The sequence below is a fragment of the Cysteiniphilum sp. GTC20157 genome (assembly GCF_055396795.1).
Genome location: NZ_AP044698.1, coordinates 1,721,435 through 1,734,262, shown reverse-complemented (window position 1 = coordinate 1,734,262; position 12,828 = coordinate 1,721,435). Strand labels below are relative to the sequence as shown.

Annotated in this window: 10 protein-coding genes; all 10 read left to right on the top strand. The window is 38.6% G+C overall.

Going from position 1 to position 12,828, the window contains the following annotated elements; genetic code table 11:
• Nucleotides 1-114 precede the first annotated feature (114 nt).
• The 10 genes from ACZ5V8_RS07800 to ACZ5V8_RS07755 all read left to right on the top strand — a co-directional run bounded on the left by ACZ5V8_RS07800 (nucleotide 115) and on the right by ACZ5V8_RS07755 (nucleotide 12,803).
• On the top strand, nucleotides 115-1,893 hold the full coding sequence (locus ACZ5V8_RS07800) for a TIGR03546 family protein (RefSeq protein WP_464217340.1): 1,779 nt from the start codon (nucleotides 115-117) through the stop codon (nucleotides 1,891-1,893).
• A gap of 428 nt (nucleotides 1,894-2,321) precedes the next feature.
• Nucleotides 2,322-2,609 carry a co-chaperone GroES gene (locus tag ACZ5V8_RS07795; protein ID WP_440617242.1) on the top strand — a complete coding sequence of 96 codons (288 nt, stop codon included), beginning with the start codon at nucleotides 2,322-2,324 and terminating at the stop codon, nucleotides 2,607-2,609.
• 142 nt (nucleotides 2,610-2,751) lie between these two features.
• Nucleotides 2,752-4,398, top strand: coding sequence for a chaperonin GroEL (groL, locus tag ACZ5V8_RS07790; RefSeq protein ID WP_440617241.1), 1,647 nt, complete (start codon nucleotides 2,752-2,754; stop codon nucleotides 4,396-4,398).
• Between the two features lie 173 nt (nucleotides 4,399-4,571).
• Nucleotides 4,572-5,663: a phospho-N-acetylmuramoyl-pentapeptide-transferase gene (gene mraY, locus ACZ5V8_RS07785; protein ID WP_464217339.1), complete on the top strand. Its 1,092-nt coding sequence runs from the start codon at nucleotides 4,572-4,574 to the stop codon at nucleotides 5,661-5,663.
• A 12-nt stretch (nucleotides 5,664-5,675) separates the two neighbouring features.
• Nucleotides 5,676-7,025, top strand: coding sequence for a UDP-N-acetylmuramoyl-L-alanine--D-glutamate ligase (murD, locus tag ACZ5V8_RS07780; RefSeq protein WP_464217338.1), 1,350 nt, complete (start codon nucleotides 5,676-5,678; stop codon nucleotides 7,023-7,025).
• 4 nt (nucleotides 7,026-7,029) lie between these two features.
• The gene (ftsW, locus tag ACZ5V8_RS07775; RefSeq protein WP_440617238.1) at nucleotides 7,030-8,235 is read left to right on the top strand and encodes a putative lipid II flippase FtsW; all 1,206 of its coding nucleotides are present in this window, start codon (nucleotides 7,030-7,032) and stop codon (nucleotides 8,233-8,235) included.
• A gap of 14 nt (nucleotides 8,236-8,249) precedes the next feature.
• On the top strand, nucleotides 8,250-8,813 hold the full coding sequence (locus ACZ5V8_RS07770) for a cytochrome b/b6 domain-containing protein (protein ID WP_440617237.1): 564 nt from the start codon (nucleotides 8,250-8,252) through the stop codon (nucleotides 8,811-8,813).
• Nucleotides 8,814-8,846: 33 nt separating this feature from the next.
• Nucleotides 8,847-9,914 (top strand): 3-deoxy-7-phosphoheptulonate synthase, encoded by a 1,068-nt coding sequence (locus ACZ5V8_RS07765; protein WP_464217337.1) that lies wholly within the window; start codon nucleotides 8,847-8,849, stop codon nucleotides 9,912-9,914.
• Between the two features lie 14 nt (nucleotides 9,915-9,928).
• Entirely contained in the window at nucleotides 9,929-11,434 is a 1,506-nt protein-coding gene (locus ACZ5V8_RS07760; RefSeq protein ID WP_464217336.1) for a UDP-N-acetylmuramoyl-L-alanyl-D-glutamate--2,6-diaminopimelate ligase, read from the top strand.
• Entirely contained in the window at nucleotides 11,427-12,803 is a 1,377-nt protein-coding gene (locus tag ACZ5V8_RS07755) for a UDP-N-acetylmuramoyl-tripeptide--D-alanyl-D-alanine ligase (protein ID WP_464217335.1), read from the top strand. Before ACZ5V8_RS07760 ends, ACZ5V8_RS07755 begins: the two co-directional genes overlap by 8 nt.
• Nucleotides 12,804-12,828 lie beyond the last annotated feature (25 nt).

Genomic DNA, 12,828 nt, shown 5'->3' with positions numbered 1-12,828 from the left:
TAGAGGGGCTATGAAAACCTGTGTTTACAATTAACTGTTAAGCGTATCAAGCTTGAGTGAATCAGTTTTTTAGACTAGAGTTTGTTTGAGAGTTGATTTAGAAAGGATATCACGATGAAATTTATCAAAAAACTTATAGCAATTATTACAGGACAATCTAATCCGATGCAGCTTTTCTTAGCAGCATTATTTGGTTTTGTTTTAGGGTTTATGCCAGGGTTTCAATATGCGCCACTAATTTATCTTGTTGTCGTTTTGCTTTTATTACTATTAAATGTCAATTTAGTGGTGGCAGCAATTATTTTTGCGATTGCTGAAATTTTATCCTTTATTTTAGAGGGAATTTCTTACCATCTTGGTACTTGGCTACTCGATGGCTTTTTACAGCCATTGTTTAAATGGATGATCAATGCGCCAATATTAGCATATGCCGGATTTGATTATTATCTGGTGGCTGGTAGCTTTATCTTGGCAATCATCCTTGGTGTGATTTTGGGATTTATGCTTGCTCGATCTGCCAAAAATATCAAAATTAAGATGGCAACGCTACAGACTGAAAAAGAAGCGTACAATAGAATCATTAATAAGCGATTTATCAAAGTCATATCATGGGCAGTTTTTGGAAAATCAGCACATAAAGTTGATTGGGTTCAGTTGCGTGATAAAAAACTCAAGCACCCCTTTCGTTGGTGGGGTGTGATTGTAACGGTTATTATCATTATTCTGTTATTTATTATGAGTAGCTTTTTGCAGTCGCAAGTTGTCAAAAACATTTTAGTAACTCAATTAACTAAGGTCAATGGTGCGACAGTGGATATAGGTCAACTTGATATTGATGCTTTAGATGGAAAAATAGTTATCAAGGATGTGGCTTTTGCTAACCCTGAGAACTTATATCAAAATAGCTTCTTTGCAAAAGAGCTAAAGGCTGAAGTCAATATTGGTTCATTGTTGGCAAAACGCCTTGAGCTAAGTGATGTGGTTGTTGATAGTGTATTAACGAATAGCAAACGTCAAAGCAAAGCATCATTATATGCTAATACCAGTGCAGATAGTGATGTTGCGACTCAAGTTGATGATAAAGCAAAAATAGTAGATTCAGCGGAGGATATGAGTAAAGAAGATAAAATACAACAATTTGATGTGCGCCATTACATTAAAAATGCAAACACGTATTATGATTATCTCGCTAAACTTGTGCGCGTGATTAAATGGCTAGCACCTGAGTCCGTAGCTCAGGAAAATAAAGCCACCAGTAAAGAAAGTAACGATGCTGTACCGGTCTATCAATATGCGCAAAGGCAGGCACTGCACCTAATTGAACAATCACCGACCTTAGTGATATCAAATCTTATGATCAATAACATTCATTATAATGATGATTTACAATTAAATGTCACTGCAAGTAATCTTTCAACACAACCGTGGCTTACCATTGCACCGACAAAAATTAATATTGTCAGTGTTGATAAGCGTGTAAACATTGATTTTGTCAGTGCCAATAATAGTCGGATTGCACCAAGCTTTGCTTTAATGCTCAAAAATATGTCTGCGGATAAACTATTAAGTGATATTAAGTTTGGCAATAATTTTAATCTCACTGCTAAGACATATGATATTAGTATGCATGGGGCTTGGGCATGGCAATCTGGTGATATTCAGCTGAATGCGCCTGCAAATATTACGTTTTATAATGCTAAGGTTAATGCTGGTGGTGTCAATCAGTCATTAGCTAAGTTGCCTCTAAAATTTAATGTGAAAGGTAGTCTGAGCAATCCTGTCATTGAGATGAATAATGCCCAGTTACAGAATATTTTAATTGAATCAGGCACCAGTGCGGTAAAAGATCGATTAAAGGATGAATTAAAAAACAGATTGCCGATTGGTTGGTGATGTTTACAACAATGTTGAATGTCACTCACATGGGTGAAATATGCTTGAAGTTAAACTAAAGATTAATGGCACTACCTTAAGAAATAGCTTGTAAATATAGGCTCTGCAACGAATTTAAACAAACCATCCCTGATAAAATGGATTGCCACACATCCATGCTCGCAATGACATCCTCTGATTTGTCATCCTGAGCCAGGATGGCGTGAGGATCCAGTGCGAAGCTGCCATGGATGGTTAGTGATCCTCTTAAAGATAGTGCTATTAGAACTAAAGATGATTTTTGTGTGTAAAATAATCAATGATTTGAGCCTTGAAAAATAAAGCAAAAAACTTTTGAAAAAATTCTTGAAATGCAAATTGCTATCACCATATTTCTGCCTGCAATAAACAACTAATGTTTAACAATAGCTTAAAAAAGGAGTCTAAATATGGCAATTCGCCCTTTACATGATAGAGTGTTGGTTCGTCGCGCTGAGGAAGAAGAAAAATCAGCAGGCGGGATTATCTTAACGGATAGCGCTAAGGAAAAACCAATGCAAGGTACTATTATTGCAGCAGGTCACGGTAAGATTTTAACAGACGGTGGCGTTCGTGCGCTTGATGTTAAAGTGGGTGATAAAGTGTTATTCGGGAAGTACGCTGGCAATGAAGTTAAAGTTGATGGTGAAGAACTATTGATGATGCGTGAAGAAGATATCATGGGTATTGTTGAATAAAAACGTGATATGTCTGTTGATTTTCGGTAGGGGCGTATTGCATACGCCCAATACTGAGGGTAATACCATCATCAGATGATCGACTTTAAAAGCAAAATTTTTAGTTAAAAGTAAACAAAACGAAATTTAAGAGGAAAGAAACATGGCCGCTAAAGAAGTAATGTTTTCAGATGACGCTCGTGCACGTATGCTAGATGGTGTTAATACATTAGCCAATGCAGTAAAAGTCACACTAGGTCCAAAAGGACGCAATGTTGTACTTGAGAAATCATTTGGAGCCCCTGCAATCACTAAAGATGGTGTATCTGTTGCCAAGGAAATTGAATTAAAAGACAAGTTTGCCAATATGGGTGCGCAAATGGTTAAAGAAGTTGCATCAAAAACTGCTGATATTGCAGGTGATGGTACAACAACAGCAACTGTTTTAGCACAAGCTTTGTTAACAGATGGTTTAAAAGCAGTTGCAGCTGGCATGAACCCTATGGATCTTAAGCGTGGCATTGATAAAGCAACGATTAAAGCAGTTGATGCATTAAAAGCACTTTCTAAGCCATGTGCTGATAACAAGGCGATTGAGCAAGTCGGTACAATTTCTGCAAACTCTGATGCAACCGTCGGTGAGTTGATTGCTAAAGCAATGGCTAAAGTTGGCTCTGAAGGTGTTATCACGGTTGAAGAAGGTAAAGGCTTTGAAGATGAGTTAGACGTTGTTGAAGGTATGCAATTTGACCGTGGTTACTTATCACCATATTTTGCAACGAATCAAGAGAATATGACGGCTGAGCTTGAAAATCCATACATTTTAATCGTCGATAAGAAAGTATCTAATATTCGTGATTTATTGCCGACATTAGAAGGTGTTGCTAAGTCTGGTAAACCATTATTAATCATTGCTGAAGATGTCGAAGGTGAAGCATTAGCAACATTAGTTGTTAACAATATCCGCGGTATTGTTAAAGTTGCAGCGGTTAAAGCCCCAGGTTTTGGTGATCGTCGTAAAGCAATGTTGGAAGATATTGCCATCTTAACAGGTGCTACGGTTATTGCTGAAGAAGTTGGTTTAACGTTAGAGAAAGCAACAATTGAGCATTTAGGTACGGCTTCACGCGTGCAAATCACCAAAGATGATACGACAGTTATCGATGGCGCAGGTCAAAAAGCGAATATCGAAGCACGTGTTGCTCAAATCAAAAAGCAAATCGAAGAGTCAACTTCTGACTATGATCGCGAGAAGCTTCAAGAGCGTTTAGCTAAATTAGCAGGTGGTGTTGCGGTAATCCGTGTTGGCGCTGTGACTGAAGTTGAAATGAAAGAGAAAAAAGACCGTGTTGACGATGCGCTTCATGCAACGCGCGCTGCGGTTGAGGAAGGTGTTGTTGCCGGTGGTGGTGTGGCTTTACTTCGCGCACAGGCAGCTCTTGAAAACCTAAAAGGTGACAATGAAGACCAAGATCATGGTATTTCATTAATGCGTCGTGCGATGGAAGCCCCTTTGCGTCAGATCGTTAAAAATGCCGGTGGTGAAGCCTCTGTTGTTGTTAATAATGTTCGCGCTAAAGATGGCAGCCACGGTTACAACGCTGCAAATGATACTTATGGTGATATGATCGAGATGGGTATCTTAGACCCAACGAAAGTAACTCGCTCAGCGCTACAACACGCGGCATCTGTTGCGGGTCTTATGATCACAACCGAAGCAATGGTTGGTGAGATCAAAGAAGATAAAGCTGATCCAGCTGCTGCTATGGGTGGCATGGGCGGAATGGGGGGCATGCCTGGCATGATGTAATCATCAGCTACCCACAACTATAAACAATAAGAAGGGGCGTTACGCCCCTTTTTTATTATCTTTTAAACGCAGCACTGGTTGTATTCTGCAATTAGGCTTACTAGAATACTTTGCATTTGTAGTGCACTGGCTTTCAACAGTGTAATTTAAGTTTTAAGGCAAGGTTTTTTTAGATGTTATTATGGTTCACCAGTTGGTTGTCACAGTATTTTACGTTTATGCATATTTTCAGCAGTTATGTGACGGTGCGCTCGCTAATGGCAGCATTAACAGCGTTGTTGATTAGTTTATTTATTGGTAAACCGATGATCAGTTGGTTGAGTAAAATGCAGATAGGGCAGGTGGTGCGGGATGATGGTCCGCAAACGCATCTGGTTAAGAAAAATACGCCAACAATGGGAGGGTGCTTAATTATTTTTTCCATTGTTGTATCTATTTTATTATGGGCAAAATTAAATAGTCCCTTTATATGGGTACTGCTTTTTGTACTTGTCAGTTTTGGTCTAATTGGTTTTTTAGATGACTTCCTAAAGTTAGTATTAAAGCACCCTAAAGGTTTGCGCGCGAAATATAAGTATTTGATGCAATCGATTTTCGCGATAATGGCAATGCTATGGATTTATGCATTATTGCATAACTATATGGATTTTAGTTTATCGATTCCATTTAGCAAAGACTGGGTTATTCCACTAGGTGCTTGGGTTATCTTATTAGGATATTTTGTGATAACGGGCAGTAGCAATGCGGTGAATTTAACCGATGGCTTAGATGGTTTAGCGATTTTACCCATCGTGCTTGTGGCAATGGGGCTTGCCATTTATGCTTATGTGATTACCAATAGTGCCTTTGCAGGGCACTTGCTTTTTGATTATATGCCCAACGTTGGTATTGATGAGCTTGTTGTCTTTTGTGCTGCAATTGCTGGCGCTGGTTTTGGCTTTTTGTGGTTTAATGCTTACCCGGCTGATGTGTTTATGGGTGATGTTGGTTCGCTCGCATTAGGGGCGACACTTGGCACCATTGCGGTGATTATTCGTCAAGAATTAGTGCTTTTTATTATGGGCTTTTTGTTTGTCATGGAAACGGTTTCGGTTATTCTGCAAGTTGGCTCATATAAATTAAGAAAGAAACGAATTTTTAAAATGGCACCACTTCATCATCATTTTGAGTTAAAAGGGTGGCCTGAAACCAAAGTGGTGGTGCGTTTTTGGATTTTGACGGTTATTTTTGTATTAATCGGGCTTGCGGCACTTAAAGTGCGCTAATGTGACGATGCAATGATTGAGTTAAAGCCTTTCTTTTATTATCAAACACAACAAATCAAACGTGTATTAGTCGCAGGTCTTGGTGTTTCAGGTGTTGCGGTTGTTGATTACTTAAGCGCTTATGCGCTAGAGATAGATATCTTTGATCAGAATTCTAAAAACACCCGTGTGGAGGTTGATTATCAAAACTTTAATGATATCAATCTTGAATGTTATGATTTAATTGTTGTAGCGCCTGGCATTCCAGTGAATAAAGCACCATTTGATCAATTGCACATTCATTGGCATAAAGTGATTGGTGATATTGAGTTATTTGCATTACATATTATATCGTATAATCGCAATCAAAATAATAAGCAGAAAATGATTGCAGTTACTGGTTCAAATGGCAAGAGTACCGTTGTTTCTTTACTTTTCCATGTACTGAAAAGTCTTGGGATGAATGCTGCTCTAGGCGGGAATATTGGCATTCCTGCTTTGAATTTGATTGATGATGAAGTGGATGTTTATGTGCTTGAGGTCTCAAGCTTTCAGATTGATTTACTAAAGCATGCGCAGTTTGATGTTGTAGCAGTGCTTAATCTATCCCCTGATCACTTGGATCGCTATGTTGACTATCAGGCGTACTGTGATGCAAAGTTGGCATTGCTCGCGCGTGGCAACTATCGTGTGATGAATGCCAAACAAAAAGACGTATTAAATCATAGAACGGATGCTACTTTTTCATACTTTAATAATGACGCGACTTATGTCGATGATGATAAAGCAATATTTCATAATGAGCTATTTTGTCGGCAGTCTGAGCTGATATTACAAGGCAAGCATAATTTTGAGAATATATTAGCAGTGCTAACTATCTTAGGTGGGCTAATGATTTTATCAGATGGTGATAAAGCCAAGATTAAATCAGCAATTGCAACATTTAACCCGCTTGCGCATCGCTGTCGTTTGGTTAGAAAATTTAAAGGCACCCAATATATTAATGACTCCAAAGCAACCAATATTGCATCAACTGAAGCCGCACTTATCGGTTTAGGAAGTAAAGAGACTCAAAACATTATTATTATGTTAGGTGGTTTATCAAAAGGTGCTGATTTTAGAGAATTAGTCCCAGTGCTTAAGGCATATGTTAGAAAAGCAGTAGTTTACGGGCAGGATGGTAAGCTAATTTATCAAGCCATTGCCAATGAGGTGGATTGTCTGCTGTGTGAGTGCTTTGATGAGGCATTTAATGCTGCCAGAACCCTCGCTTGTCAAAATGATATTGTGTTATTATCACCGGCATGTGCAAGCTTCGATGGTTTTTTAAGCTATGCTCATCGTGGTGAATATTTTGAAGAATTGGTTAATAAGCTAAGGTAACAGAGTGCTTTTTTTTATTCGTAATTTATTGAGTCAGCGCAATAGCAAAAAGGTGCGCGTTCGAGCGACCATTGAGCTTGATATGGCGTTTGTTTTTTTAGTGCTGGGACTATTAGCGTTTGGTTGGATCATGGTAACCTCGGCGTCAATGGTTGATGCAAACTATGACTATGGTAATCCTTATTTTTATTGCATGCGTCAAGGCTTCTTTGCCGTACTTGGTATAGGAGCGATGATATGTGCGCTATTAGTGCCAACGGATAACTATCAGAAAGTCTATAAACTGTGGCTTATCATTGCCTTTGTTTTACTTATTGCTGTATTGATTCCACATATTGGGCGCGAGGTTAATGGTTCAAGACGTTGGATACCTTTGCTTGTGATTAATGTTCAAGTTTCAGAAGTCGTGAAACTATGTGCGATTATGTATTTCTCATCCTACTTAGTGCGTTTTGGTGATGTTGCCAGAGAAACATTCAAAGGTGTCGTCAAGCCATTGATTATCCTTGCAGCAATGGCAGGATTGCTACTTAAAGAGCCTGACTTTGGTGCTTCTGTTGTGATGTTTACCTGTGTTTTTGGCATTATGTTTATGGCAGGTGTTAAATTAAGATGGTTTATTATTTTGATTGTATTAGGAGCAGTTGCTGCAACGTTTCTAGTGCTTTTTGAACCCTATCGTTTAGCACGCTTAAATGGTTTTTTAGATCCGTGGGCAGACCCCAATAATACCGGTTATCAGCTAGTGCAAGCATTGATCTCATATGGAAGAGGCGGCTGGTTTGGTGATGGCTTGGGTAGTGGTATTCAAAAGCAATTTTTCTTACCTGAAGCACATACCGACTTTATTGTATCAGTAGTCGCTGAGGAGTTGGGTGCAGTAGGTGTGATCACGCTGTTAATGGTTTATGCTTATTTGATCTGGAAGGGGATGCGGATTGCCAGTCTTGCTTATGTGCTTAATCGCCATTTTCAAAGCTATGTTGCTTATGGTATAAGCTTTTGGGTGGCTTTTCAGGTGATTGTTAATATTGGTGTGAACATCGGTGTGCTACCGACCAAAGGCTTGACATTGCCATTGATTAGCTATGGTGGAAGTAGCTTGCTTATTATGTGTTTTGCCTTGGGAATTTTGTTGAGAATTGACTTTGAAAATAAGGTTACAGCGGATGAGGTTATGCCGCGTTATATCTATAAAAAAATATCTTAAAGAGTGAGGCATTTATGAAAAAACAAACACATTATGATGTATTGGCACATGTCATTCATTGGTTATTTGCATTAGCCATTATCTTTCAACTATTATCAGCACAATGGATGCATCATAAAATAAAGCCAGGCGTTGAGCCGTGGACATTAAAATTATTTCTATTTCATGAGATTTTTGGTGTCACCGTTTTTTTCTTATTATTAGGGTATTTATTGCGTGCGGCAAGTTTAGTAGAAAAAGATAAATTTGGGCATCTTTTTCCTTACAATAAAAAAGGTTTTAGCCTCGTCATAGATGATGTAAAACTACTGTGTCGTTGCCGTTTACCTGATCGTGATTTTGGTGGTCTAGCAGGGTTAATTCAAGGTTTAGGGTTTCTACTATTGCTTTTGGTTGCTTTCTTGGGGACTCTCTGGCTTGTAATTCCTGCCAATTATATTGGTGCATCATTGCTACATGATATCAAGGAGCTACATGAATTCTTTGCGCAAATTGTTTGGTATTATTTAGCAGGACATGTTGGCATGTTTATAATTCATGTTATAGTGGATAGAATTTCAAAAAATAAAAAAGTATAAAATAAAAAAACAGTATAAAGTGGAGTAGAGAGGGTGATAGACATACACGATAAAACAGATAATACACGTATCAAAGACAAACGCACCTTAGTGCCATCTGGGGTCATCCATGAAGAGCATCCGATGACCAAAGAAGCTACGGCAACCGTGATTGCTGCGCGTAAAGCAGTATCCAATGTGCTACAAAACAAAGACGATCGCTTGGTTGTCGTTGTTGGACCTTGTTCAGTGCATGATATTAAGGCTGCGAAAGAGTATGCTGGACTTTTATTGAGTGAAGCGAGAAAACATGCCGATGAGCTCGTTGTGATCATGCGTGTCTATTTTGAAAAACCAAGAACAACGGTGGGTTGGAAGGGATTAATTAATGACCCTGATTTAGATAATAGCTTTAAAATCAACAAAGGCTTGCGTATGGCGCGCCAGTTATTATTGGACATCTCAGATATGGGCTTGCCATGTGCGACCGAGTTTCTAGATGTGATTAGTCCACAGTATATCTCCGATCTTATTGCTTGGGGAGCCATTGGTGCGCGCACCACTGAAAGTCAGGTGCATCGTGAGTTAGCTTCAGGCTTATCTTGTCCAATAGGCTTTAAAAATGGTACCAAAGGTAGCATTGGTATTGCCGTTGACGCAGTAAGAGCGGCGAAATCAAAGCACCATTTCTTAGGTGTTACCAAACAAGGTACAACGGCGATTTTTGAAACAACCGGTAATGCTGATGCGCATATTATTTTGCGTGGCGGCAATGATGGACCAAATTATGCCAAAGAATATGTTGATCAAACTGCTGACGCGTTAAAAGAGCATCATTTACCTCACAAGGTGATGATTGATTGCAGTCACGGCAATAGTAGCAAAGATTATAAGAAGCAATCTTTGGTGATTGATGATATTTGTGAGCAATATAAAGCAGGCAGTGAAGATATTTTAGGTGTTATGATTGAGAGCAACTTAAAAGAAGGCAATCAATCGATTTTTGTGACTCCTTTAGAATATGGTAAGAGTATTACTGATGCTTGTGTTGGTTGGGATGAAACGGTTGAAATGCTTGATAAGCTCGCCGCTGCTGTTAAAGAAAAACGTCAAGCTAAATAATATCATCAATAATCGTGAAAACTATTGCTCAAATCAGAACCTTTCTAACTGAAATTAATACATTAAAAGCAACTGATTATCAAACAACCGATACTGTATATTGTTTAATTGAAAACCTCTATCAAGATCACCGCTTAGTCACAAAAAACGATGGCTTTATTGCGTTGAAAGGTCAAGTGCATGATGGGCATCATTATGTCAAAGACCTACGGGCTAAAGGTGTTAAGCTGATATTAGTCGAAGATCTTAGCTTAGTTGATTCAGCGGATAGCCCCTTTGTTATCGAGATTCAGAATTTAAAATCAATTCTTTCAAGTTTGGCAAGCTGGTTTTATGATTATCCATCTGAGCAACAAAGTATCTTTGCAGTGACAGGTACTAATGGTAAGAGTTCAATTTGTCATTTTTTGGCACAAAGTTTATCGACACTTAATTGCAAGGTCGGTGTGTTAGGCACCATTGGTAACGGGATATTTCCGACATTAACAGATTCTAATTTAACAACATTGGATAATTTAAGTCTTCAAAGAATGCTTAGGACATTCCATTCTCAGGTTGTTAATACAGTTGCTATGGAGGCATCTTCGCACGCGATCGATCAAAAGCGTATTGTCAATGTCAATATTCAAACGGCGATATTTAGTAATCTTGATATCGATCATTTGGATTACCATCAGACGATGGAAGCATATTTTCAAGCCAAGAGACAATTATTCTTATTGCCAAGTGTTAAGAAATGCGTGATTAATATTGATAATAACTATGGCAGACGCTTATATGATGAGTTGATTGAAGAGCAAGAGAAACAGGTTTTTAGTTTTAGTCTTGTTAATAGCCAAGCCGATTGTTATATGCCAATACAATCGATATCTTCAGGCGGCTTTGTGGTTGATGTGTTTTTTAAAAATAACAAGGCATTAGCTATTACGATACCGATTATTGGTGAGTATAATGTCAGCAATATTGCCGCAGTGGTTTGTGCATTGTTGGTAAACGATTACCTCTTTGCCGACGTATTGAAAACTTTACCTTCTTTACATAACCCTAAAGGACGTCTTGAAAAACTGATACACAATGGAAACGCACTTGTTGTTATCGATTACGCGCATACTGCGGATGCTTTAGCTAACGCCTTACAAGCCGTGCGTGTGCAAACAAAAGGCAAACTATATTGCGTGTTTGGTTGTGGTGGTTCGCGAGAGCATAGTAAGCGCCCATTAATGGCAAAAGCAGCCCAAGATATGGCGGACTTTGTGATCGTTACAGAAGATAATAGTCGCACGGATGATATTAAAGATATTGTTAAAGATATTATTTCGGGATTCGATGATAAATTTGCAGCGTTTATCGTCATTGAAGATCGCAAACAGGCGATAGAATATGCCTTAAGTAAGGCTGATGTTGACGATGTTATTTTGCTCGCTGGCAAAGGGCATGAAACTTATTTAGATAAAAATCATCAAAAAATATATTTTGATGAGCGAGATGTGGTATTGGATTTTTGGAGAAAAAATGATTAAGTCATTAAAGTCATTGGCTTTGCAGTTAAATGACTGTCAGTACATTGGACAAGATGTGGCAATTGCTGGTGCGCATATTAATTCCAAAGAGATTAATAAAGGTCAGTTATTTGTGGCATTAAAAGGCGCACGCGATGGGCATGACTTTATCAATAATGCCATACAAAATGGTGCCGTTGCCGTTTTGGTGACACAAAAACAAGACAATCTTGATGTGCCACAAATCATCGTCAAAGATACTCGTCAAGCACTGTTTGATTTAGCTTTTTTATATCGGCAAACACTTAGTATGCCAGTATTATCAATAACGGGAAGTTGCGGCAAAACAACGACCAAGGAAATGCTAGTGTGTATGCTTAAAACATTCGGTAAGGTGCATTACAGTCATGGTAATTTCAATAATGATCTTGGTGTACCAATGACGGTGTTGTCAACCCCGCATAATGCTGATTTCTTGGTGATTGAAGCCGGAACTAACGCCCCAGGTGAGATCCCGCATTTAACACAGTTAATTAAGCCCGATTATGCCGGTATTACCAATGTTTCAGCATCACACTTGGAAAAGCTAAAATCACTTGATGGTGTGATGATTGAAAAGGGTGCCTTACTGCAAGGGATAAAGGCGCAGGGTAAAGCAATGATTAATTTGGATGACGCAAGAATTAATGCTTTTGCTAACGATTTAGCGGTTAATCAAGTCACATTCTCAATGAATAATACTAATGCAAATATTTATCTATGTGAGCAAACAGAATCAACAACAGCACTGAGCTTTACAGTGAGTGTGGCAAAAAAACAATATGAGGCACAGCTTAATGTCGTTGGGGCGCATAATATCCAAAATACATTAACAGCACTTTCTTTTATTTATGCATTGCAATTAGATATTGATACAGCGCTTAAAGCATTAGCGCATTATCAACCCTATAAAGGACGATTCTCTTTAACCTCTTTAAATGATTATATAACCATAATTGATGATACTTATAACGCCAGTGTTCAGTCTGTGAAAGCAGCCATTGAAGATTTAGCGAAATTTAAGGGTAATAAGTATCTGGTGCTGAGCAATATGGGCGAGCTTGGTGAGCATGCTGAGTATTATCATCAACAGATTGGGTGTATGATAAAACAATCACGCATTGACTATGTCTATTTGTATGGCAATAAAGCGTGGATGACATTGCTTGCCAAAGCGGCAGGAAATCATGCACACTATTTTGAGCAAAAGAGTCCCTTAATTAAAGCACTACAGGCTGACCTTAGTAAAAATCAAAATACACGCTCACGCATCTTAGTGAAGGGATCACGTGCCAATAAGATGGAAGAAGTGGTGAACAGTTTAAGGCAGTATTATAAGGAAGTAGAGTGATGAAAATGGCTATAATTTAGATCAG

Coding starts and splice junctions, on each gene's coding strand:
- ACZ5V8_RS07800 (WP_464217340.1), top strand. CDS start 115: ATGAAATTTATCAAAAAACTTATAGCAATTATTACAGGACAATCTAAT.
- murD (WP_464217338.1), top strand. CDS start 5,676: ATGATTGAGTTAAAGCCTTTCTTTTATTATCAAACACAACAAATCAAA.
- ACZ5V8_RS07755 (WP_464217335.1), top strand. CDS start 11,427: ATGATTAAGTCATTAAAGTCATTGGCTTTGCAGTTAAATGACTGTCAG.
- ACZ5V8_RS07770 (WP_440617237.1), top strand. CDS start 8,250: ATGAAAAAACAAACACATTATGATGTATTGGCACATGTCATTCATTGG.
- groL (WP_440617241.1), top strand. CDS start 2,752: ATGGCCGCTAAAGAAGTAATGTTTTCAGATGACGCTCGTGCACGTATG.
- ACZ5V8_RS07795 (WP_440617242.1), top strand. CDS start 2,322: ATGGCAATTCGCCCTTTACATGATAGAGTGTTGGTTCGTCGCGCTGAG.
- mraY (WP_464217339.1), top strand. CDS start 4,572: ATGTTATTATGGTTCACCAGTTGGTTGTCACAGTATTTTACGTTTATG.